At 39.4% G+C, this 24779-nt stretch carries 23 protein-coding genes; 2 read left to right on the forward strand and 21 right to left on the reverse strand.

What is annotated here, in order from left to right; genetic code table 11:
* Nucleotides 1-5: 5 nt before the first annotated feature.
* From T543_RS05625 to cysK, 10 genes are all read right to left on the reverse strand, one after another.
* Complete coding sequence (locus tag T543_RS05625) at nucleotides 6-788, reverse strand: ZIP family metal transporter (protein WP_035766423.1); 783 nt, start codon at nucleotides 786-788, stop codon at nucleotides 6-8.
* An 18-nt stretch (nucleotides 789-806) separates the two neighbouring features.
* Entirely contained in the window at nucleotides 807-1757 is a 951-nt protein-coding gene (locus T543_RS05630) for a GTP-binding protein (protein ID WP_035766424.1), read from the reverse strand.
* Between the two features lie 54 nt (nucleotides 1758-1811).
* Nucleotides 1812-2510, reverse strand: a complete 699-nt coding sequence (locus T543_RS05635) for a metallophosphoesterase (protein WP_035766426.1) — start codon at nucleotides 2508-2510, stop codon at nucleotides 1812-1814.
* A gap of 18 nt (nucleotides 2511-2528) precedes the next feature.
* A complete protein-coding gene (locus tag T543_RS05640; protein WP_035766428.1) occupies nucleotides 2529-3734 on the reverse strand; it encodes an ion transporter in 1206 nt (401 codons plus the stop codon).
* 22 nt (nucleotides 3735-3756) lie between these two features.
* Complete coding sequence (locus T543_RS15115) at nucleotides 3757-6264, reverse strand: bifunctional diguanylate cyclase/phosphodiesterase (RefSeq protein ID WP_081829956.1); 2508 nt, start codon at nucleotides 6262-6264, stop codon at nucleotides 3757-3759.
* Between the two features lie 123 nt (nucleotides 6265-6387).
* A complete protein-coding gene (locus tag T543_RS05650) occupies nucleotides 6388-7218 on the reverse strand; it encodes an energy-coupling factor transporter transmembrane component T family protein (RefSeq protein ID WP_035766430.1) in 831 nt (276 codons plus the stop codon).
* Nucleotides 7206-8933, reverse strand: coding sequence for an ABC transporter ATP-binding protein (locus T543_RS05655; RefSeq protein ID WP_035766432.1), 1728 nt, complete (start codon nucleotides 8931-8933; stop codon nucleotides 7206-7208). The genes T543_RS05650 and T543_RS05655 overlap by 13 nt, the downstream gene beginning before the upstream one ends.
* A 4-nt stretch (nucleotides 8934-8937) precedes the next feature.
* Complete coding sequence (locus T543_RS05660; protein WP_035766434.1) at nucleotides 8938-9495, reverse strand: ECF-type riboflavin transporter substrate-binding protein; 558 nt, start codon at nucleotides 9493-9495, stop codon at nucleotides 8938-8940.
* Between the two features lie 211 nt (nucleotides 9496-9706).
* Entirely contained in the window at nucleotides 9707-10156 is a 450-nt protein-coding gene (locus T543_RS05665; protein ID WP_035766437.1) for an Hsp20/alpha crystallin family protein, read from the reverse strand.
* Between the two features lie 107 nt (nucleotides 10157-10263).
* A complete protein-coding gene (gene cysK / locus T543_RS05670) occupies nucleotides 10264-11199 on the reverse strand; it encodes a cysteine synthase A (protein WP_035766651.1) in 936 nt (311 codons plus the stop codon).
* Between the two features lie 321 nt (nucleotides 11200-11520).
* Here cysK and T543_RS05675 point away from each other — a divergent pair, with 321 nt between their 5' ends.
* On the forward strand, nucleotides 11521-12216 hold the full coding sequence (locus T543_RS05675) for an SGNH/GDSL hydrolase family protein (protein ID WP_035766439.1): 696 nt from the start codon (nucleotides 11521-11523) through the stop codon (nucleotides 12214-12216).
* A 75-nt stretch (nucleotides 12217-12291) separates the two neighbouring features.
* Here the strand turns inward: T543_RS05675 and T543_RS05680 are convergent, their stop codons facing one another.
* Together T543_RS05680 and uxuA are read right to left on the reverse strand one after the other, a co-directional pair.
* Nucleotides 12292-13914 (reverse strand): mannitol dehydrogenase family protein, encoded by a 1623-nt coding sequence (locus T543_RS05680; protein WP_035766442.1) that lies wholly within the window; start codon nucleotides 13912-13914, stop codon nucleotides 12292-12294.
* A 29-nt stretch (nucleotides 13915-13943) separates the two neighbouring features.
* A complete protein-coding gene (gene uxuA / locus T543_RS05685; protein WP_035766444.1) occupies nucleotides 13944-15020 on the reverse strand; it encodes a mannonate dehydratase in 1077 nt (358 codons plus the stop codon).
* A gap of 122 nt (nucleotides 15021-15142) precedes the next feature.
* Between uxuA and T543_RS05690 the strand changes: the two genes are divergently transcribed.
* Nucleotides 15143-16042 carry a helix-turn-helix domain-containing protein gene (locus T543_RS05690; RefSeq protein ID WP_035766446.1) on the forward strand — a complete coding sequence of 300 codons (900 nt, stop codon included), beginning with the start codon at nucleotides 15143-15145 and terminating at the stop codon, nucleotides 16040-16042.
* 5 nt (nucleotides 16043-16047) lie between these two features.
* On the opposite strand, the gene uxaC is transcribed toward T543_RS05690, so the two are convergent.
* The 9 genes from uxaC to T543_RS05740 all read right to left on the reverse strand — a co-directional run bounded on the left by uxaC (nucleotide 16048) and on the right by T543_RS05740 (nucleotide 24647).
* Entirely contained in the window at nucleotides 16048-17481 is a 1434-nt protein-coding gene (uxaC, locus tag T543_RS05695) for a glucuronate isomerase (RefSeq protein WP_035766448.1), read from the reverse strand.
* Between the two features lie 385 nt (nucleotides 17482-17866).
* Nucleotides 17867-18553 (reverse strand): zinc dependent phospholipase C family protein, encoded by a 687-nt coding sequence (locus T543_RS05700; RefSeq protein WP_197023934.1) that lies wholly within the window; start codon nucleotides 18551-18553, stop codon nucleotides 17867-17869.
* 60 nt (nucleotides 18554-18613) lie between these two features.
* Nucleotides 18614-19354 (reverse strand): class I SAM-dependent methyltransferase, encoded by a 741-nt coding sequence (locus T543_RS05705; RefSeq protein ID WP_035766450.1) that lies wholly within the window; start codon nucleotides 19352-19354, stop codon nucleotides 18614-18616.
* A gap of 107 nt (nucleotides 19355-19461) precedes the next feature.
* A complete protein-coding gene (locus T543_RS05710) occupies nucleotides 19462-19680 on the reverse strand; it encodes a hypothetical protein (protein ID WP_035766451.1) in 219 nt (72 codons plus the stop codon).
* Nucleotides 19681-20529: 849 nt separating this feature from the next.
* Complete coding sequence (locus T543_RS05715; RefSeq protein WP_035766453.1) at nucleotides 20530-20991, reverse strand: P-loop NTPase family protein; 462 nt, start codon at nucleotides 20989-20991, stop codon at nucleotides 20530-20532.
* Between the two features lie 21 nt (nucleotides 20992-21012).
* A complete protein-coding gene (locus T543_RS05720) occupies nucleotides 21013-21450 on the reverse strand; it encodes a DUF4869 domain-containing protein (RefSeq protein ID WP_035766454.1) in 438 nt (145 codons plus the stop codon).
* A 299-nt stretch (nucleotides 21451-21749) separates the two neighbouring features.
* Nucleotides 21750-22931 (reverse strand): MerR family transcriptional regulator, encoded by a 1182-nt coding sequence (locus tag T543_RS05730; RefSeq protein ID WP_035766456.1) that lies wholly within the window; start codon nucleotides 22929-22931, stop codon nucleotides 21750-21752.
* A gap of 199 nt (nucleotides 22932-23130) precedes the next feature.
* On the reverse strand, nucleotides 23131-23775 hold the full coding sequence (locus T543_RS05735; protein WP_035766457.1) for a hypothetical protein: 645 nt from the start codon (nucleotides 23773-23775) through the stop codon (nucleotides 23131-23133).
* Nucleotides 23776-23855: 80 nt separating this feature from the next.
* Nucleotides 23856-24647, reverse strand: a complete 792-nt coding sequence (locus tag T543_RS05740) for a hypothetical protein (RefSeq protein WP_035766459.1) — start codon at nucleotides 24645-24647, stop codon at nucleotides 23856-23858.
* Nucleotides 24648-24779 lie beyond the last annotated feature (132 nt).

Here is a 24779-nt window from a genome sequence, read left to right on the forward strand (position 1 = left end):
AAGTTTTAGCCTAAAGCTACGTCAAGAGCCATCATAAGGGTAAAGCCCAGGGAAAACATGATTACTCCGATGTTTGAATGTTCACCTTCGGACATCTCGGGAATCAGTTCTTCTACTACAACATACATCATGGCGCCTGCTGCAAAGCTGAGCATATAGGGCATTCCGGGTACAAAGAAACCCGCAAAGAATATAGTCAGGAGTGCTCCTATCGGCTCTACCGCGCCTGATAACATTCCATCAAGGAATGCTCTAAAGCTTGTTTTTCCTTCAGCCTTAAGAGGCATTGATATTATTGCTCCCTCAGGGAAGTTCTGTATTGCTATACCAAGAGCAAGTGCAAGTGCTCCGCCTGCAGTGATCTGACTGTTGCCGGATAAAAATCCTGCATAGACAACGCCTACCGCCATTCCTTCCGGAATGTTATGAAGTGTGACAGCAAGAACCATCATTGTTGATCTTGCAAGTCTGCTTCTTGGTCCCTCAGCCTTTTCTGCATTCATATGAAGATGAGGGATAACGCAGTCAAGGAATAGGAGGAATAATACGCCAACCCAAAATCCTACAGCCGCCGGAATAAACGAAAGCTTCCCCATTCCTTCTGACAGCTCCATCGCAGGAATTATAAGGCTCCAGATAGAGGCTGCCACCATGACTCCCGCCGCAAATCCGGTAAGCGCTCTCTGAACCTGCCTGTTTAGCTGCTCTTTCATAAAAAATACGCAGGCAGAGCCAAGTGTTGTACCAAGAAAAGGAATCAAAAGTCCTTGTAAAACCGTTATTATCATATTTAATCCTTTCTCCTATCACAGACTAACCTGTGTGCAATAATCCCTGAACATATCATTGATAAGTTCCTTATTTAGGTCCTCACCTATAACAATAATTATATTGGTGCTACTCTTTACAGGCTGCATGGAAATTCCTTCACCCGTAGCATTTATCTCTATCTGCTCGTCATTACCTGTTTTGACAAATCCCTTAACTCTTATAATATGCCCGTATTTATCTTTGTTAAATAGTTCCTCTACTTTTCCCTTTAACAAGCTCTCGTCAATCTCCGGCTCAAAGTAGAAAAGAGAATTGTATTCATTATCAAGTTCAGGAAGCTTAACATAAGATGCTCTTTTATATCCGCTATTTTTTATTTCTTCAAACTCATCAGCAGTTATTTCACCAAAAGGCTTTTTTACCACGTCTTTTTCGTAGTCGAATCTTGATGTGCATCCAAACTGCTCCATCACGCCGTTAAGGAAGCTGACTGCCTGCTTAGGCTCTTTCTTATCAGTTTTACTTACAACTATCTTTCCAGACCATGCTGCCTCAGACATCAGGATATATCTTGATTTTTCGGATAATTCCTTATCTATTGTTGCATCAAGGATCGTGATAACGCTTCCTATCTCGTACCACCTATCAAGTGGCTCGTCATATAGAACATCAAAAAATTCATCCACATCATAGATGCCTGACGGCTCAACGATAACCCTTGTAAAGCCGCTCATCCCCATGGAAATAAGCTTAGTCTTAAAGCGCCTCCTGTGCGCCTCTTTACCGTCTCCTCCTACGATCATTTCCAGATTGCAGTTATCAGACAAAAGGTCCTTAAGCATTACCATATCAACGTTAACAGCGCCGTAGTCATTCTCAACTATGCAGACCTTTTCGCCTTTCGACATCAGGTATTGTGCATATTCTTTAATAAATGTTGTTTTACCGGATCCAAGAAACCCGGTAATAAGATCAATTTTAATCAAAACTCTTTCCTTTCCTACAGATAGTCATTTCAAAATCTCGTCCCTTTACTTTGATCAAGGCAAAATAAGTTTTGGCTTAAAATCCAGAAAATCCCCTGAAACAAGGCTGTATTCAATGCCGTCAACCTTGCCAAGAAGACTGTCGTGGAATCTTTCTTTTCCGTGGCAGTGAGCATATACCACCTGCGATACGCCGTAGGCTTTTGCCATGTAAGTAAATCTGCTGTCTCTCTCCCCTAATTCCGTAGGCGGATAATGAAGGAACATTATGAATTTCTCATACCCTGCTTTCCTTGCTTCCTCAAAAGATACCTTTAGTCTTTTGGCCTCTCTCTCGATCAGCATGTCTGCATGTTCTCTGGTATCAAAGCCCTCGTAGCAATAACCCTTTGTTCCTACTATTGCATAATCCTTGTATGAATAAAAATTGTTCTGCAAAAAATAAAGCCTGTCCTTAAACATATCATTTAAGCGCTGCGTCTTTTTTGCATCCCAGAAATTGTCGTGGTTGCCGCGTACAAGTATCTTTCGTCCCGGAAGACTCTCTATAAATCTAAGGTCATACTCACACTCATCAAGATGCCTTCCCCAGCTGTGGTCTCCCACAAGTACAAGTGTATCTTCATCAGTCATAAGCTTTGCACAGTTCTTTTCAGTCTTTTTTTCATGATTCTTCCACACCTTCCCAAAGATATCCATAGTTTTCTCTGACTGATAGGCAAGGTGCAGATCTCCAAGTGCATATAGTGCCATTTAAGATCCTCTATTGTTTTATACAGTTATTTCGACTTCATCCTCGATATGGATTTTGGAAATGATAAGTATCAGATCGTCTGCTCGCAGCTTTACAGAGCCGGATGGAATAATTGTTTTATTTCCTCTTTTGATAGACAAAATATAGGTCTTCCTTGAAAAATCGAGATCCCTAATATAGCAGTTGCACCAGGGATGAGTGCTTGCAAGTCTTACCTCTTTGAGGTTCATAGGTACATCGTGTTGCATGACTTCGGCGCCTATTATGACGATATCATTTTCCTCAAGGAGCAATTTTCCGCTTGGGATAATGACTTCCCCCTGCCTCTCTACCATTCCTATGATGATTCCTTTCGGAATATCCAGCTCCTTAATATGCTTTCCTACCCACTTATCATTTCTTGTAAGCCTTGTTTTGATAAATCTGATGTCAACATTGCTTGAGTAATCCCCAAGATTCTTGAGCCTTGTATACTGCTCGACGAATCCTGCGGAAATAATACCTGTAGGTATGGCTACCATTCCGACTCCAAGAAATGCCAGGATGATTCCCATTATTTTACCTAGCGTCGTGACAGGATATATGTCTCCGTAGCCTACCGTCAGAAGTGTCGACGCAGCCCACCATATTCCCGAAAAAGCATTGGCAAAAACTTCCGGCTGTGCTTCGTGCTCAAGAGAATACATGCACAGGCTCGATGCCAAAGTAAGTACAGAGATGATAAAAACAGATGACAAAAGCTGCTGCGCCTTGCTTTTTAAGACTTCAACTATTACATTCAGTGAATCATAATAAGCATTTATCCTGAAAAGCCTGAATATACGCGCAACCCTGAACATTCTGAAGGCTATTGCCCCCGTAGGAAAAAACACCGGCAGATAATACGGCAAAAAGCTCAATAGATCGATCACACCAAGGAGAGAGAAAACATAGGATAAAACAGCCCGCAGTTCCGTTTTGTTAGGATACAGGCATTTAGCGGTCACCATTCGAAGCACATAATCAACAGCAAAAAAGAAGACCGTTATAGCTTCTATAAAGTCAAACAGTCCTCCGTATATCCGGTCAAGCTCTGCAAATGTAGACAAAAAAGCACTCAAAAGGTTAGCTATGAGTGCAATTGTTCCAAGTGCATCATAGCTAACACTTATAAAATCTCCAATATATCCGACAGAGACCATCTTGAATAGCTTCCGTCTTGTCTGTTCCCAATTTTGTTTCATACTCTCCCCTTTTTACCCCATATCATTTATCAGAAGCACTAAAAACAATGGCCTCCTCTGCTTCAATCGGCTTACTGAAATAATATCCCTGAATGATATCCGCATCAAATTCCTTAAGCCTCTCATACTGCCATTTTTCTTCTACCCCTTCAATTATTATAACTTTATTTAAGTCATGTACAAGCTGAATAACGTCTCTTATGAAAGAATCTTTTCCTTCTACGAGGTAAGCATCAACTAAAGACTTATCCAGTTTTACTATCTCAACGGGAATATACGTCAGGTATCCAAGAGACGAATAGCCTGTACCAAAGTCATCCATATGAAGCCTTATTCCCAAATTGATAAACTGCTCAAACAAAGCTTCTGCCTGCTGGGTCCTCTCAAGGAACAGTCCTTCGGTTACTTCTATCTCAATGTATTTGGAAGGTACCTCATATTGGTCAAGAAGTCCCTTCAAAAAGCTGACATATCCTGCATCATATATCTGATTGCGTGAAAAGTTTATGGATACGGGATGAAGTGTATGTCCTTCATCTCTCCATTTGGCAATCTGCTTTATGACAAGCTCGGTTACGATCCTTCCAATCCTGTTGATCCATCCGTTATTTTCCGCAACAGGAATAAAAACTCCCGGATACATGCCCTTTTCATACATTCTCACAAGAGCTTCATAGCCTGTGATTTCCTTTGTCTTTGCATCAATCTGCGGCTGATATAACATGTAAAAGCCATCATTATCCATTGCATTAACAAGCTTTGCTTTGATCTCATTCTCCTCGGTGACTCTTTTCTTCATCTCCTCGGAATGCAAGATTGCACGGTTTCTGCCCTTATTTTTGGCTTCATACATCGCGATCTCAGCATTAATAATATGTATTTCGGGTCTTGTAAGGCCATCAGAAACAGAAATACCGATACTGCAGGATGAAACAATGGTATCTTTATCAAGCTTTATAGGTTCCCTGAAAAGCCCAAGTAAATCCTGAGTTATAGACGAATCCTCACCTAATTCCTTGTCAGGTATCCATAATATGAATTCATCTCCGCCATATCTTGCAAGCATCCAGTCCTTATCTCTTACATAGTCTTTGATCCTGTAGGTTATGGTCTGAAGATAAAAATCCGCAGATGAATGGCCGTACACTTCATTTATATCCTTGAAATTATCAATATCCAGCATCATGACCGTATATTTCATATCAGTCACAGCATAAGTCTTAAGATATTCAAGAGCGTATCTTCTGTTATAAATATCGAGAAGTTCATCGTGGTCTGCCTGATATTTCAGGTTTTCTCTTGACTTCTCAATTCTCTCTTTAGACTCCAGAAGCTCTGTATTGACCTGCTTCTCATGAACCGCTACAGCAGTTACTGCAAGTGTTATAAATATAAGTGATAAGAGCATAAGACCTGCAAATGGGAACAGATCGCCATACATACTCAGTAAATTGCTGGGGCGATTATGTATATAGCTTCCTGTGGGAAGTAAGTTCATTGATATTCCGTATTTGTCAAGTATATTATAATCTGCTTCTACGAGCTGAGGTGTTTCCACATCAAGCTCATGATCATTTATATCCGCGCCGTCTAATACATCACACATCAAAAGCGCAGCATCATAACATTGTTCTTCAAAGCTTATTGCCATTCCGGCTATACAGCCGTCCGAATAATCTGCTATATGGTTTCTGAAAACAGGGGCTTTGACATTGTCTGTAACAATGCTACTCATCTCCTCTATGCTGTAGGTATATCCATCATTATTGGTAAAGCAAGTCATGTAAATGCAAATCGCATTTTCCGGAATACTTCTGAGTTTTTGCTTAAACTCTTCCTCATTCATATCGCAGATGTTGATCGTATTAAACTCACAGTCTTCAAATTTATCGCCAAGCCCGTTAAAGACAATCCTGTCTGCATTTCCTGCAGCAGAATTATCGTGGAGACCGTAAAAGATTTTTCTTCCGGGCATGAGTTTTCTTGCCAGTTCCACGAGTTCGAGCGTGTAGTCATTCTCATAAAAGCCGCTCATACCTGCAATTGACGAAGCTTTTACTGCAAGAGAATAATTGTTTATTCCAAAGAAAACTATCGGTATACCGTCAAACAATTCATGCTGATATCTAATGGAAAATTCAAGCGCATCATCATCTGCAACAAGTATGCCGTCATACTTATTACCATTATCGAGTCTGTATTTTATATAATCGTGAAAAGCCCTGATATCATCGGCAGAATTGAAGCTTTTGGCATCCATGAACATAACATCATAATCAACCTGATTGTCATACAGTCCCGGTTGCAAACCATCAATATGATGTACGTATGTATAATAAAAGGGATTATAAGAACTCAACAAAAGAACACGGTGCTTGGGGTTAAAAACCTTCCGGACCTGATCCACCGTATATTCCTCACTGTTCTTCGTGACAAACTGCCTGAGAAGCAAAAGTGATGCAATCAGGCTAAGAACACTAAGCACTATGAAAACTACTCTTAGTTTTTGAACTAACGTATACTTAGTCATAAAAAAGCGACTCCATTTATCCTATAGAATTATTCTAACACGATAAATATAGCCGCTTTATTAATTTATTTTTTATTGTATTTACTTAAAAGAAATATGTAATAAAATTTCTATAAATTAAATTCACGTCCCAAAAGGATTATAAAATCTGTTTCCGTCAGCGTATGTGATCACGAGAGTTATGACCGCAAAAGCTACCACTGATATGATCACAGCATAATCAAAAAAGGAAAGCTTCTTTTTGGAATACCAGCTTCTCTTTTTCTTTTTGCCAAAGCCTCTAAGTTCCATCGCATTGCTTACAACTTCGATCCTCTCCATGGATGAAAATAGAAGCGGAAAGATGATCGCTGCAATATTTTTTATCCTGCTAAGGAGGCTTCCTTTGTTACTCATCTCTATTCCCCTTGCTTCCTGGGAATTCTTTATCCTGTGGAACTCATCCTGAACATCAGGTATGTATCTAAGCGCAATTTCCAGTGAATATGCTATTGTGTAGGGCACTCCTATTCCGTTTAATGATGCAGCAAGTTCGCTCGGATCGGTAGTTGTAAGAAAAATAAATACCGACGGAATTACCGTAAAGTATTTAATAAGCACATTAAACTCATAAAAAAGCTGCTCTTTTGTAAGGTAATAATTACCTGCAAGATGGACTATCTCAGTTCTAGATCCGTAAATACGGCATCCCTCAAAGGGAGCAAGTATATAGATGAAGATCAGGTTTATTACCATAAAAAACATTATCGCGGTAAATACAGAACCTACCTGTTTCCATTCAACCTTTGAAACATAGTAGATGACTGCTCCAATAATGAGCATCATAACAAGTATTCTTGTATCAAACGTCATTGCACTAGTCATGCACCATATGATAAGAAAGAGAAGTTTGGTAACTCCGCTAAGTTTATGTACCGGAGTGTTTTTCTTATCGTAAGATATCATTCTTGCCATAAGAGTCCTCCCTTCCCGTTTTCTTCATCCTCTATAAATCTCTTTACAAATTCATAGGGTTCATCTATACCGCACTTAAGTGATAGTTCATACAAAGAAGTCTTCTTAAGATAAGCCTTGTCACATACATCCTCTCTTGTAAGCACATCTGCAGGGTGTGAATCCATTAGAAGTTCTCCGCCTGTCAAAACAAGTGTCCTGTCGGTATATTCAAGCATCAGATGCATATCATGTGTGATCATAAGGATCGTGACAGGCATCTCTTCTCTTACCTTTAATAAAAACTCCATTATCTCGGTATAATGCGCATAATCCTGTCCTGCAGTGGGCTCATCAAGGATTATCATCTCCGGTTCCATCACAAGGATAGAAGCAATAGATACTCTCTTCTTCTGCCCAAAAGAAAGAGCTGAAACAGGCCAGTTTCTAAATGGATAGAGACCGCATATCTTAAGGATCCTATAAACTCTTTCTTTTATCTCATCCTCAGGAACACCCCTTACTTCAAGTCCCATTGCAACTTCATCAAAGATCATAGGCTTGCTTATCATCTGATTCGGGCTTTGCATTACATATCCTATTCTTTCGCCTATCTCTTTTACTGACAAATCGGCAAGATTCTCTCCGTTAAACATGATTTTCCCGGAACCGGGTCTGATAAAGCCGCATATAAGGGATGCCAGGGTTGATTTTCCTGCGCCGTTTCTTCCTACAAGAGAGACTATTTCACCTTTTCTTATGTCAAAGCTTATATTTTTTAATATCTGCTGCTCCTTGCTGTAGCCAAAATCAACTCCGGATACAGACAAAAGGATGTCGCCCTGCTCCTTTTCTGTTTTGGACCCGGCATAGTGAAACCATTTTTGAACCTTATCCTTGCATAATGAAACGTCCATTGTTTCAATATGCTGTGGATGCATCGATGGCTCTATCTTGCAACCTGCGGCTTTAAGAGCAGATATATAGAGGGGTTCTCTGATTCCATTCCCGGATAACAGATCAGATGAAAGAAGCTCATCCGGATGCATATCTGCTTTTATTTCACCTTTGTCCATCAAAATGACTCTGTCTATGTCCTTGTAGAGAACATCCTCTATCCTGTGCTCTATTATCACGACGGTCATTTCTTCATTCTTCATGATCTCATCTATAAGAGCGATTGTTCTCTTGCCCGTAGCAGGATCAAGATTTGCAAGTGGTTCATCAAAGAGCAGTATCTTTACATCACAGGCCATAACACCGCCAAGTGATACTCGCTGCTTCTGACCTCCCGACAGTTCGCCGGGAGCATGATCAAGAAAAGATGAAAGCTCAAGCTTATCAGCAACTTCATCTACCTTCCTGAACATCTCATCCTGTGGGACATTATCATTTTCAAGCGCAAAAGCCATATCCTCAGCCACAGTCAGGGCGATAAACTGTCCATCAGTGTCCTGGAGTACTGTTCCCACAATCTGTGACATGCCAAAAACTCCGAGTTCACTGGGATTTTTCCCAAGAACCCGGAGTGTTCCTTCCATATCTCCCTTAAAAGAACATGGGATAAGCGCATTAAGGCAATGCGCCAAAGTTGATTTTCCGGAGCCTGACTGACCGGCAATCAGTATTTTTTCTCCGGGATAAATTTTTAAATTTATGTTCTTCAAAGTAGGTTTCTGCTGTGACTTATATTTGAAAGTAACATCAGAAAACTCAATGATTGGAGTTTTTTCCAACTAATCAATCCTCCGCCTTAAGGTTAGATGATTTAACACCTATCTTAGAATAAGCTGCCATAAGGAGTGTTCCAAGAATACCTGTAATAACGATGTTTCCCAAAAATGCAAATACGCCCTGGATAAATACTTTGTTCACAGGCTCTGCATAAACAAGTATGTCAAGGATGGGTGCAACCACAATCCATGCAACAGCATTTGATATAACCTGTACGATATTAAAAAGTACAATATTCTTGGTGTTTACAAATCCGCCTTCTCTTACGGCAAGTTTCTTTGCGAAAAGACCGATCGCAATACCGATTACTGCTTCAGGAAATACCCAACTCCACCAAACTGAACCATAAAACAGAGCATCGCCGAGTGCGTGTCCCAGAACACCGATAACACCACCGACTATCGGTCCATATATAGCAGCAAAGAATGCAAGTATAGCCATTCTTGGCTGAAGTGATGTATTAGGGATAAACAAAAGCGGAACCTGAACAGTTGTAAGAACTACAAACAGTGCAGTACCAATACCCAGAGCAACAACTTCTCTGATACCAAATTTATTATTCATACAAAACTCCTCCTGTATTAAACACATATATTTCGAAAATATTATACAGAAAACATGAGTTTACGTAAACACAAATATGCCTATAAAAAAGGATTTTGCTTGCAAAATCCTCGCGCGCGAGCGGTATTGCAAAGCAATTATATACATCTCCGCGAGCTGCGCATCCTCACAGAAAAAGGATGTCGCACGCGGCATCCTTTTCTATAGTTCATCAACCCTCGATCATTATTGTCTTTTTCTCGGGAACACGGGCTTTTTCTTTCTTTGGAAGATTGATATTTAATACGCCGTCTTTGTAAGATGCGATAATATCTTCCTCAGTTAAGTTCTCACCAACATAGAAGCTTCTCTGCATTGAACCACTGTATCTTTCCTGTCTTATCAGCTTGCCCTTGCTATCATTTTCTTCTTCACTAACACCCTTGTTAGCTGTGACGGTCAGATAACCTTTTTCAAGTTCAAGCTTAATGTCTTCCTTCTTGAATCCGGGAAGGTCGATATCTACAAGATAATGATCCTCTGTCTCACGGACATCAGTCTTCATTATTCTGTCAGCATGTTTTCCGTAAAGTTTCTTCTCGGTGTCATCGTAATATCCATAGCTCGGGAAATCGAACCAGTCATTAAATAAGTTTTCATCAAAAATACTAGGCATCAACATAACAGTTACCTCCTTATATGTAAACAATTTATTTTGTTTCCTTTGTTCTATAACTGTTATAGCACCATTGTTAGCACTCGTCAAATGTGAGTGCTAACAAAATTTTATTAATTTTCTCTAAACAATGGTGTTGAGTAGTATCTGTCCCCGCTGTCGGGCAAAAGAGCAACTATTGTCTTTCCTTCATTTTCAGGTCTTTTAGCCAAATCTATCGCACCGCAAAGCGCAGCTCCGGATGAAATGCCACAGGATACACCCTCTTTTCTTGCAAGGAGTTTGGCTGTCTCTATTGCTCTCTGAGCTGATGCCTTATACACTTCATCGTAAATCTCTGTATTTAATACCTCGGGCACAAATCCCGCTCCGATTCCTTCTATCTTATGTGCACCTGCTCTGTTTTCGGATAATACAGGTGAATCCTCGGGCTCCAGAGCAACAATCCTGATCTTAGGATTTTTTTCCTTTAAATATTCTCCAACACCTGTAAGAGTTCCGCCGGTACCAACTCCTGCTATAAAAATATCAACCTCTCCGTCAGTATCGTTCCAGATCTCAGGTCCCGTAGTTTTTCTGTGAGCATCTGCATTAGCAGGATTTACAAACTGTCCGGGAATAAAACTGTTTTCGATCTTAGCTGCAAGCTCTTTTGCCTTTTCAATAGAGCCTGTCATACCTTTGGCGCCCTCAGTAAGTACTACTTCTGCGCCATATGCCTTAAGGATATTTCTTCTTTCGATCGACATAGTCTCAGGCATTACGAAGATTGTTCTGTATCCACGGGAAGCTGCAATTGAAGCTATCCCAATTCCGGTATTGCCGCTTGTCGGCTCGATTATAACAGCACCTTCTTTTAGAAGACCTTTCTTTTCCGCGTCCTCTATCATGGACTTTGCAGCTCTGTCCTTAGTGCTTCCTGCGGGGTTGAGGTACTCGAGTTTTACAAGGACTCTTGCCTTAAGAGAAAGCTCCTTCTCGATATTTGTAACTTCCATAAGCGGAGTGTTTCCAATAAAATCCACAACCTTCTTGTAAATTTTTGACATAGACATATATACCTTCTTTCGTTAATCTGATAATTGCATCTTACTCGCATGCTAAGGCATGGTCAAACTGTTTGTTAAAAAATTATCCTTGTAAATTTGCGAAATAACGGCTAAACTAGTATGTGCGCTTTTTTGCGCTAAATATATAGGAAAATGGATTTACATTATAACCAGTTTATATTGTTTTAATAGCATTTTCCTTATTATACAGGCAAAAATGCGCTATTATAATTACAGGTGTTTTTATGACAATACCTTTATTAATCGTATTGACTTTTCTTATATGTATGGGGCGTCAAGGATTATTCAAGGAGATGAAGTATGAAAAACAATGCAACATGGTTAAAACTTGTTAGTAAAAAATTACTCGCAGGACTGCTTATAGCAGTTATTTCTCTAAACATTCTTTTTTTATCGGGAACAGTTGATTTCACAGCACGGGCAAAAACAGCCTATACTACAAGCTGCATAACCTCAGGTCAGAGAGTTTTATTTATCGGTGATTCAAGGACTGTAGATCTCTTTTCCTCCAAAAAACATGCAATAAAAGGTGCTGTCCGCAACAACATAACTGTTTACGCCAAAGATGGTGCCGGTTTTGACTATATGGTTGATGTAATTGATGATGTGGGACTTGAGAACTTCGATGTAGTAGTTACCTGGATGGGAGCAAATGACAGAGGCAACTTTAGTCAGTACAGAAAATACTACAAAAAGCTCCTTAAAACGGGCGTCAGACTCATCCTCTGTACTGTCGGTTACTCAGATAACAACAAGCTCGCAGATGAAGGTGATGAGCTTTATTACAATAACAATATTATGTGCCGGTTTAATACATCACTTAAAAAGTTTGCAAAAAGTTACGGCATAACAACGATAGATCTTTACACATACACAAAAAAACATGTGGCCGTACAAAGCAACAATGGTGTGCACTATATTCCTAAGCCCACCAAAAAGATATGGAACTATACAGTAAAAAAACTTATTAAACTTCTTAGCACATCCCAATACTAAATTAATTAAGCTCCAAAAGCACAGGCAATTTAAAATGCACCTGTCCTTTTGGAGCTTATTATATCTGGGATATTTTTATTTGGCATTTTTATGGAGGACTTTTCTTACGTAGCCTGCTGCCCCTATCATGTCTGCAAAATAGGAAACTACCACATCAAGTAGTCCTGCTGCCTCAAGATCAACTCCGAATATAGTCTCATCTTTAAGCAAAGGAAGTACCCTTTCTTTAAGACTTTCTTTATCAAGCTTATCACCGAGCCTGATATCCTTTACATACCCCTGACATTTCTCAAGGAGCGGATCGGGACTTGGTTCAAAGGGCTGTCCGTTGTCATCAACTCCCATAAGGTATCTGAGCCATCCGGCAAAAACAAGAGGAATACATTTAAGATCCTGCACATTAAGTTTGTCTGATTTTAAATATTCCTTTATGGTCTCACCAAATCTGATAGGAAGCTTTTGCGAGGTATCGCAGGCAATTCTCTGCGGCGTATCAGGCATAAACTTATTGGGAATCCTGACATTAACTACAGTGTTAATGAATTCCTCAGGTCTTATAACCCCGGGATCAGTAACAACAGGTAGTCCCTCTTTATAGCCTATCCCTTTTACGAGTTTTACCAAATCTTCGTCCTTCATCTCCTCTGATATCTTGTCATAGCCTAGAATGCAGCCAAATATGGCAAGAGCTGTATGTAGAGGATTAAGACATGTGCATACCTTCATTCGCTCGACCTTATCTACTGTCTCCTTTGTAGTAAAGATAACTCCTACTTTTTCAAGGGCTGGTCTTCCGCCGGGGAACTTATCCTCTATTACAAGGTATTCGCTCTCCTCTGCATTTACAAAAGGAGCAACCCAGGTATTCTTGCTTGTAACAACTGCTGAAAGCTCCTCTATGCCATCCTCTTCAAGTATCTTTTTAACTGAGTCGTCAGGTCTTGGTGTTATCTTATCGATCATTGACCAGGGGAATGAAACCTTGTTTTCATCCTCTATATAACATGCAAATCCTTCTTCTGCCTTTTTGTTATCTGCCCATTTTTTAGCAAAAGCATGAACTGCTTCATAGAGCTTATCTCCGTTATGTGAGCAGTTATCGGTGCTTACCATTGCAATAGGCTTTTTACCTGCAAGATATCTTTCATATAAAAGTGCTGTAACTTTTCCTATATAGCTTGCAGGTTTTTTGGGACCGTTTTCAAAATCCAAAGCTACCTGAGGAATGATCTCGCCCTTAGCATTTGTCAGGCTGTAACCTTTTTCTGTTATTGTGAAAGTACATAGCTGTAATGAATCAGCTCTGAATATTTCCTTTAGTCTTTCAAATTCCTTTTCATTTTCGGAGTCCAGAATACATGACTCAGCAACAGACTCTATAACCGTTTTTTCTACATTTCCATCCGCCTTAAGGGTAACAAGGACAGATAGATTGTCGTGAGGTCTGTACATTTTTTCGATTATCTCGTAGTCAAATCCTTCAACCACGATAATACCTGTATTATCATATCCCTCTTCGATCATCCTCTGTGACAGATTTGTCTGAAAAGCTCTGAAAATATTGCCTGCGCCAAAGTGGACCCACTTGGGATTTTTAACAGTCTCCTCTATCATTTTTTCTCTGTCAAAGGAAGGCAGGTAATATCCCTTTTCCTTCCATGTATTCTCGCTGCGTAAACCTGCTGCGTCTAATTTCATCTTATGTATCCTCCTGATATAAACACTGCTTAAATTCCCCTCTTATGTGACTTTTCGATAGCTTCCCAAAGTCCGTTTATATATGTTGCGCCAAGCGCTCTGTCATAGAGTCCGTATCCCGGCATTGCAACCTCTCCCCAGATCATTCTGCCGTGATCGGGCCGGATGGGGCCATCAAATCCTGTCTCATACAAAGCTTTTACTATCTCATACATATCAAAGGTTCCGTCTGCCGAAAGGTGAGCTGACTCCTCAAAGTTAGTAGGTGATATAAACTTAAGGTTTCTTACATGTGCAAAATGTATTCTGCCTTCAAGGGCTCTTATCATATGGGGAAGATCATTTTCAAGACTTGTGCCGTATGATCCTGAACAGAATGTCACACCGTTATGTACATCATCTACTGCCTTCATGAGCTTTAGAATATTCTTTTCATTATTGATTATCCTTGGAAGTCCAAATACCGACCAGGCAGGATCATCAGGGTGTATTGCCATCTTAATATCATACTTGTTGCACACAGGCATGATTGCCTTTAAAAAGTAGACTATATTTTCAAAGAGCTTGTCCTCATCAACATCCTTGTACAGTTCAAACAGTTCTTTTACATGAGCCATTCTCTCCGGCTCCCACCCGGGCATAACCGAGCCGTTGGTATCTGCCGATATAGACTCAAACATTTTTGCGGGATCTATAGCATCAACGGCCTCCTGCGTATAGGCAAGAACTGTTGAACCATCTTCTCTTTTTCTTGCAAGCTCTGTCCTTGTCCAGTCAAATACGGGCATAAAGTTATAGCAGACCATGTGGATATCTTCCTTACCCAGATTTTCAAGAGTCTTTATATAGTTATCAATATGCTCATCTCTATCTTTTGTTGCCGCCTTTATGGCATCAGAGACATTAACGGACTCGATTCCTGCTATCTTAAGGCCTTCAGCCTCAACGTCCTTTTTTAGAGCCTGGATCTCGCTCTGCTCCCAGAGCTCTCCTGCCTGTTTGTTGTAAAGTGTTGTTATTACTCCATGCACTCCGGGGATCTGTCTGATCTGCCAGAGCTTTACTGTATCATAATCGGTACCGTACCAGCGAAGTGTCATTTCCATAAAAAGTTTACCTCCAATAAATATCTTGTTATTTACGTATATAGCTTACTTTTCCTGCCCCTGCTTTTGAATAGAATTAGTTGTTGCACAGTTTGAAAAAGTTGCTGTAAAATATTTGCATTATGAAAAACAAACTAAGATCATCCTTTAATTCAAGACAATATATGCTCTCCTCAGATTTTGAGGTGTTCTATTATTCAGACAAAAATTTCAGCACACTGCCTCCACATGCCCACGATTACTACGAATTCTATATGTTCATTGAAGGCGATATCACAATGGAAATATTTAAGGCAAACGGTCAGTCTGAGCTTCATAAGATGACTCCCGGAGATCTCATGATCGTTCCACCCGGAACACTTCACCATGCCATAATGGATGACCCTTCGAAAAATTACAGAAGGTTCGTGTTCTGGATAAGCAGGGAATGCTGCAAGAGCCTTACTCAGGAGTCTGTTGATTATATGTATCTGATACAAAAAGCTGAAGCTTTTCACCAATATATTTATCATCTTATGCCCTCTGATCAGCACCAGGTTGAGTACAGATTCATAAGGCTCCTTGAAGAGATATCTTCTGACAGATACGGAGGAGATACCGCAAGGCATCTTTGCCTGTGCGACCTGATCCTTACTATAAACCGTGTTATATATGATTCCGAGCATAGAGATTCCAAAAGCGAAGATGCTTCTCTTTTTCAAAACATTCTCTCTTATATCGAGAGTAACCTTGAAGAGACTCTTTCTCTTGACGATATCGCCGGACATTTTTTTGTGAGCAAGTTCTATGTCTCACATTTATTTAAGGACACTCTTGGCATCTCTCTTCACCAATATATAATCAAAAAACGCCTTGCCGGATGCCAGAGCGCCATAACAAATGGCGAAAGCATCAGCAAGACGTATGAACGTTTTGGTTTCAGAGATTATTCAAGTTTTTTCAAAGCCTTCAAAAAAGAGTACGGCATGTCTCCCAAGGACTATCAGGCAGTATACACAAACACCGCATCACATAGTAAATAGTATTTTTAGATGCCAAAATATCTCTTTGCGTTGTAGTAGGATATGCCACTTACTATTCTCTTAAGAGCTTCTTCGTCGTTTGGATACTCACCGTTTTCGACCCAGCCTCCTATGAGGTTGCACATGATCCTTCTGAAATAATCGTGTCTTGTATATGAAAGAAATGATCTGGAATCGGTGAGCATTCCTATAAAGTTACCCAGTATTCCAAGGCTTGCAAGCGACTTCATCTGCTCCTCCATGCCTTGCTTTGAATCATTAAACCACCATGCCGGTCCGTGTTGGATCTTGCCCGCTACTTCCGGTGACTGGAATCCGCCGATTATCGTTCCTATCTGCTGATTATCATACGGATTCAAGGAAAAGATGATTGTCTTTGGAAGTTCATCAGTCTTATCAAGTTCTGATAAAAAGTCTGCAAGATTTTCTCCGCATGAATTATTTCCTATCATGTCGTAGCCTGTATCAGGTCCTATAAGTCCAAACATCCTCTCATTTTTGTTTCTCATACATGAGTAATGTATTTCCATGGCTATGCCCTGCCTGTGGTACTCTCTTCCAAGTGCCAAAAGGACTGCTGTCTGATATCCTTCTGCCTCTTTTGCGGATATCTTTTCTCCATTCATTGCCCTCTTAAATACCTTGTCGCATTCATCATAAGATGTGATCCTAAACGGGACATAATCAAGTCCATGATCTGATGCAACGCAGCCATGTTCTGCGAAATAGGATACTCTTTTGATCAAAGCATCAATTACATCCTGAGTACCTGTAAGCGTTTCTTTCCCTACAGCCTTAGCAAGTTCTGCAATATATTCCCTAAATCCATCCTTATGGATATTTACTGCTTTGTCCGGTCTAAAGGATGGGCGGACCATAAAATCTATGCTCTTATCTGCAGCAATCTTTTCATGCCATTTAAGATCATCTATAGGATCATCCGTTGTTCCAACGTAAGAAACATTGCTCTGTCTGATAAGCCCTCTGACTGTCATATCTTCTGAGTTTTTGAGCATATCATTACACTTATCCCAGATTTTTTCAGCATTTGAAGCAGTCAATGGTTCATCAATTCCAAAATATTTCTTAAGCTCCAGACTGCACCAATGGTACATTGGATTGCCTATAGAAAGAGAGTGTGTATCCGCAAATTTTTTGAACCTTAAAAGCTCGTCCTTTCTTCCTGTGACAAGTTCTTCCGGAATACCGTTTGAGCGCATAAGTCTCCATTTGTAGTGATCTCCGAATATGGTTCCATCATCCTGTTTCCCACCAAACCATACATCACCAAGACTCTCAAATCTCTTATCCTCGTATATTTCCCTGGGTGATATGTGGCAGTGGTAATCTATGATCGGAAGCTTTTCCGAATAATCGTGAAAAAGATGCTTAGCAGTTTCTGTCTGCAAAATAAAATCATCATCCAAAAATCTCTTCATGTTTATCTCCTCGTATATTATGTATTGGCACGATTGCTCCGCAATCCTGCCCTATCGGTCGGAACCATTCCAAATCATGACTTCGTCATGATGGTTCCTCCCTCGTGGACTTTTTCCATGATAATTTTAATTCCCGGCTGACCTTTTTCATATAAAAAGAAGACATCTTGCCAATTAATTCAACACGCACAACAAGTTTTGCAAAGTATTCTAATTGGGTCATGTCCGTAGCGCCAATATACTCTGAAGTTTGGAATTCCTGCTAAACGAGCCTTAAAATTTTCCCCCGGAAATCCTTGAGCCTTCTGCCATTTAATTTCACCGCTTCCATCATTTCTTCCTGAAGTTCAGAAAGCTCCTACCGGCAATACCGGCAGAAGCTTTCTTAGTGATTCATCTCTGGCTGATCTATATGCGTTATCTGCTCACATATCCTATCAGGGACTTCTCTTACAAACCTGCGCATCATATCGGCTTTGTAATATTTATGCCCTGAAACATCGATTGGATCCGGAAGATAATACTGCTCGTCTATGAGATGCCTTTTCATCTTCGTCATACAGGAAGCTTTTACATAATCTTCGAAATCCTCTTCTTTTGAATTTTCAAGAAGGCGCATTATCTCATCTGCACTATTGATATTCTGGTAGAGCCATCTGTCTATTCTGTTTGATTCGGGATAATAGGCCTCCTTGAAGGCGTCGTAGGTCATAGGTGGAATCATTTCTTTTTGCAGAGCGCGCCAAATCAGCAGATCATTCCAGTAATCTGTGAGGCAATGCACCACTATCCCGGTATAGAAAGCCTTTTTTATATTATCCTTTTCATCTGTTACGTATTTGTGCCAAAAGCTCTTAATGTTTTCAATCCAGTTATCGTAATCCTGCGTATCTCCCCAGGGTCCGCAGTTTTCAAATAAATGGGAATGTATCTTTTTGGGCAAATAATCCTCGTCAAAATGTACCGAATCCGGAGCAACCGAGCCTAAAATGTATTCCGCTTTGCCTTCTGTTATTTTCAGCCTGTCTATAAGTTTGTAGGCAATTTCCATATGCGCCATCTGTCCTGCCATGTTGTTTTTCTCTCCTATCACTCTTTTGCCTGCTTGGGAATCTTTCAAATTACCTGACATTTAGCGCTTTCCAGCTTTAACAACCAGGAAGTCCGGCTTATGGAAAAGATCTTTATGCTCCGGAAATTTCTTTAGCAGTTCATCGTCAGGGAGCGGTTCTACCATTTTTTCTATACTAAAGCCTGCTTCTACCAGTGTATTTACTATGGTTGAGAACATTCTGTGGTACTTCTTGATGCCGTCTATGAACCAGGTACTTTCGTTTTCTTTCTCTATCCCATAATTTTTCAGATTGATATGTATCTTTTCGCCGTTTTCATCTCTAGTCCAGCGCTCGCCTGTACTGTGACAAGTGTTAAACGGATGCTCCTGTGAAAAAATAAATTTCCCTCCGGAAGTAAGAAGGTTGTTCACGCTCTTTACTACTCCTTCAAAATCCTCAACATAATGAAGAGCAAGTGAACTTACAACTACGTCAAACTTCTCTTTAATCTGGTCAATGTCCTCTATTGGCATTAAGATATACTCTATCCGAGGGTCACTGTTTTGGGTCTTTGCAACTTCAAGCATCTTCTCTGAAATATCAATGCCAACAACCTTATCTGCTCCTTTTTTTACGAAAGAAACGCAGTGCTCTCCATATCCGCATCCAAGGTCTAACACCTTTTTTCCGGCCAAGTCAGGTAAAAGTGAAAACAATGTAGGAATTTCAAACAGATCGTTGGCGTTCGACTCTTTTTCCCTTATCTTTTTGTAACCTTCAAAGAATGTTTCGTTGTCAAATATATTCTGTTTAGCCATTTCATCCTCCTGATAATATAAATCCACCTTAAGGGCTCCCCTAAGGAAAGAGTCAACAGTTTTTCATTTTCCTCTAAGTATTATAGCAGGAAACGTTTTTAGCTTTATCAATTTTTAATGAATATCTGAACAACATGATTTGAATAGCCCATAAGATCAGGTCTTTCAGCTGTTGCCTTCAAATACTGAATCCACTCATTATATGAGTTTTCGGACATATTGTTTAGCGCCCCTTCAGGCACTTCAATAAGTCTGTTATCTACGACAGCTTTAATCCTTATCAAGCGGTTCTTCTCTATTTCTAATAATTCTTTTAGTCCATTCATCTACTAATTATTTCCTTTTCTATTTTTTCTCTTTTTTTACTTTTATAGCACTCATTACGTTCTCTTTTGGCATTATCTACTTTCTCGGCAGTAACATTATCCCAGCCGTTACGGTCTTTCTAAATATTTATCCAATTCCGCCAGTAGTGCTCGCACGCCAATTACGGTCGCCTCTTACCAAAGTGTATTTATCGACAGTAGTACCAAGGATCTCATTACGGTCAGTATCATCAAAATGTAAATATCTCACGTAGTAAACATTCTTTACCTACTGTCGATTTCCACACGTATCACTTTTTCTGCCGTAATCGTCTCACAAACATTACGATCCAATTTTAAAAGACTATTAAAATCAACCGTAATACACCATAGAATTCTACTGTCGAAAACTAGAACACATAGATTTAGACAGTAAACTAAGCCTTTTCATTCTGATAAAGTCGAAAAATATTCCTTGAAAAATATTCGATCGTAGCAAACTAATTTGCTACGTGAATCAGAAACGCGGCTGGCGCTGGATGGCCAGCCGTGGTAACTAGAATAATCTCAAATAAGTAAATCGATTTGGTTATGAGGTTGTCATGTCCCACCACTACTTCACATAGTTTGGTGCGCGGGGGGTAAGAAATAGCGGACAAATAAATCCCATTTACCCCATGATTTTTCTTAATTCTTCAGGTAAAACAGCAATGATAGCGTCTTTGTTTTTACCTTCAATATAATAGGGCTTCAACTGGCTCTTATCATATTTCTTAATAATATCATCAGCAGTTGCTGTCATGAGCAGATCAGTAAAATATCTCTCCCAGCTAAAGAACTCCTTGCTTTCAATATACTTCTCCGGCTCAGCTAAAAATCATTATAAATTCTGTAAAATTCATGGTAGACTTGCTCGGGATAGTGATATTTACCTGTAGTCCTGATTCCATAGATTTCCTGAACACTATATGGCAGATTATACAGAGGCTGTCTTGTAATCAAGACAAAATAATTCGAAGAAGCCTGTACCAACTCCGCAAAATCTTTGGAATAAATAAATGGATAATCTTCATCGATAAATACTATACTATCTTGATAAGCTTCTAAAATCGTCTTCCAAAGACCTGCATCTCCACCAAATACCACACATGGAACATCTGACTGTAGACTGATTCCACTTTCTTTTCCAAATCTTGAATGAGTCCCCAAAAGGTCCAAGAGTGTAGTCTTTCCAGATGCGCTATCACCTTGAATGACAGTGATATTCCTCTTTATATCAAATTCGTATTTAAGTCGCTTTGATTCAACAACTACATGATGTTTATTTTTCATATATATAATATTTCCTAGTCATCAAACATATTTTAATGCTTCATGCATATAATCCTTGGCATTTGTAACTTTGATATTCTCATTAAGAATCTCTATTTCTAAATCACCGCAATCATCAAAAGGCATGTAATACCTAAGATTTACGGTAATATCCTCTCTTCTTCCAATCTCTATAAGCCATTTTGCGCAGTTCTCTCCACAGCTTGTGGCATTGAAAACTAGATCTGGTCTTTTATAAATGCAAATAAGAGTCTGTAATCCACCAGAAAGTTTCTCTGGTGGAATTGGTCCTAAAACATCACTTTCTATTAGCTGCCCTCCCTTATAATGCGACTTATCAATATCTGTCATCATTTCTTCCACAAAAGGATCTGCCAGCCATTCTTCATCATAATTAAATCTAAACCATGATGGTCCATGCATTACATCTTCTTTTTCACCAAAAAATATTCTTAGCATATTTATTCACCTAATAAAGTCTCATTATTTCTGTATATCTTATGATATTATAGCATCATTTCTCCTATCATCGGAACTATATCATTTTTACAAATGTGCAAAATGGTTGTCGCAAAAAATGCAACAACCACTAATCTCAGCATATATTTAATTTGTTGAAAATCAGTTTCATAACCGAAGAATGTTACATCAGCATTTAAAAACTTTTTATCAATGTATTTATCCACTGATATATGTCCCTTGATCCCAAGTACTGTCATATAAGAAAAAAGTAGACGCCATTGTACTCTTGAATCCGGTCACTTTTTGTAGCAATGCCAGAACTGGCTTCTTGCCTCAAGCACAAACTCACCGTCTTTTCCAATTTTATCTTCAAAATAAGCAAGGAGCTTGTTCTCATATCCGGCAATAGCTTTCTCATGAACCCTGTAGTAATCCTTCATCTTCTCCACGATTTCTTTTGCCTCAGTGTAATGCCAAAAATTAGGCAAAAGAACTGACTCCACCCTTGCAAAATATTTCTCCATCATGGATATATACTGATTTCTCTTCTCTGTCTGACCAGCTATTGTTTCATCTATGAATGATGAGTCTTCTCCTATAGCTTCAATAGCTTCTTTAAAGAGATTGTTCCAGTTTGCCACGTTAGCACCGTTGAAAGAAAACAGACCATCCTCTGCGACTACCTTGCTGGCATGTGCCACGATATCTTCGATATCTTTTATCTCAGAATCAAGGTAATGAGCTATAACTACATCATATTCGCCATTTTCATCAATCTTATCCCAGGTCTTCTCATCCTCAAGATCTGCAAATTCAAGCTTAATGTCTACGCCTTCAGGCAGTTTATCTTTGTTCTCAGGAATGAACTTTGCAAAATCATCTGCCCAGCTGCCGTGAATGTCATACCCTGTAATCTTTGTTTTCTTGGGAATGTCAGTCCAATTGTTTCTCCAGAGCTTAGCGTATCCGCATCCCAGATCAAGAACTCTTTTTCCGTCTTTAAGATCAAGAGAATTGAAGATTCTCACATACCAGTCAAGTTCTCCGCTTGTATGCTTCAGTGCATCCCAGTGGCGCTCATCAGCAGACTGGTCAGCACTTACATACTGTACGATTTCTGCAACGTCATCCCAGTCAAGTTCTTCCTTTCGTGCCAAAGTTCTTTTAATTGCGTCAGTGATTTTCTCCAGTTGATATTTCTTTTCCTCCATCTTCTGAAGCTGAATCTCCAGCGCACCCTTAATGTCACTGGCTTCACCACTCTTTAGATTATCTCTGATTTCTTCGAGGGAAAACCCTATCTGCTTAAGTGCCACAATCTTTTCCAAAATCTGCAGTGCTGCGTCATCGTAAAGACGATAGTTACCTTCAGAGTATTCGGTGGGTTTAAGTAGCCCTTTTTCATCATAAAGACGTATTGCCTTCTGTGATACTCCCGCTTTCTTTGCCATTTCTCCTGATGTCATTTTCTTTTCCATTTTTGGAACCTCCTTATTTGTTTATAAAACCACCTTAAGGGATTCCCTAAGGGAAGAGTCAACAGGCTTTTCATAAAATTTATTTATGGCCTCATCATAAAAAGTATTATCATAGATGTGCTGTTGTTCTGCTATGTAAGCTTTGCTTTTATCTTTTCCTGCTCATCACTACTAATGCCTATTGCTTTAAAATAGCTCTCTACAGTGCCAAGTAGGTTCTATTATCCCAAGCATTGTCGTAGCTATCTAAGAGCTTTCCTCCGTTTATAAATGCGTTTAGCTCTTTTAAGCATAGTTCAGCTGCCTCGGCAATGTATTCGTCTGCCATTTCTCTGGTAAAAAAGAAGATGTCACCCTCCACTATTTTGAAATAACCATCCATGGATTCCATAAGCCAGTTAACGTCATATACGCACAGGTCATTTATCGGCTCACTCTCAAAGTCCTTTGGAGCTACTATGTCATTCCTCAAATCATATTTTTCAATAACATAGTAATTTATTATGGAATAATCCTTGTGAAGCTTTTCAACATTGCCCGGAATCATGGGATTCCAGTGATACTTGTCATATACAAAGTGCCTGTAGCATATGTCCTGAACAAGGTGAAGATAATAACCAAGATATAAGTCGTCCTGCCTCATCAGCTCTCCGAACTTATCTCTGAATAATTCGAAATCATAAGACTTTTTATTGCGTCCCCAAATATACTTGTTTAAATGACCTGCTTTACCTTTGCCTGCATCAGGAAGAATAGCTCCAAACTTTAGTCTGTTTTCATCCTTAAAGGCATAGTGCTTTATAAGCTCGTTAGTAACTGCAAGATGTATAATACTTGATGCCATTTTTTCCCCTTTATCCCCAATTATTCAAAACTTATTTCTGGACCTATTTATATTAAATCGTGCATCCCCGCTGAAGAATACTATCGAAGATATTTATCTATCATCTTTACAACAATCCTATCATTTAGAACCATTCCGGAGGATTCAAAAGATACTATAAGATTATCCCCTGGAAAATAGCCATTTGCAATATATGAGTTGATCTTTCTTACAGCTTTTTCTGCATATTTGGGATCATCCATTCTGCCATCATGCTCCCAGTATATTTCTTTTCCATCTCTTTTCCTAAGAATTGTGAAATCGGGATATACAATTCCTACTCCCTTAAGATTCAATGGACATTCGTATTTGTACTCGAGACCCAGATCACAGAATATGTCAGCTATTATCTTTTCAGATTTAGAGCGGACTCTTTCCCCTTTCTTGCTGTAGATTTCAGGCATACCCGGTGCAAAATCTTTTCCTACATACGGAGTATTCTTCCATGCAGCAAGTCTTTGCTCCCATGGGATTTCTACTGGCTGTATCAATGCTTTCCTTATGGGATGAAGTTTGTCATAGATTTCTTCTATCTCGGTGTCTTCATATTCTTCAGTAAGCTTGTCCAACTGCTTTAAGCGCCTGTCTACAAGCTTTTGAACTTTCTGGTCGTAAGATTTTTGAGCGAGGCGATAGGCAAGTTGCTTATCATCTTTCTTTATGTAAATCAGTTTCTTCTTCGCTTCTATGCTTTGTTTGAATTGTGTACAGTTATTGGATGTTGATATCCTTAGCGCCCCTTCAGGCACTTCAATAAGTCTGTTATCTACGACAGATTTAATCCTTATCAAGCGGTTCTTCTCTATTTCTAATAATTCTTTTAATCCATTCATCTACTAATTATTTCCTTTTCTATTATTTCCTATTATATTTTTCCTATTTTTTCTCTTTTTTTCTCTTTTTTTACTTTTATAGCACTCATTACGTTCTCTTTTGGCATTATCTACTTTTTCGGCAGTAACATT

Source organism: Butyrivibrio sp. NC2002 (assembly GCF_000702265.1).
In the GTDB taxonomy this organism is placed as follows: domain Bacteria; phylum Bacillota; class Clostridia; order Lachnospirales; family Lachnospiraceae; genus Butyrivibrio.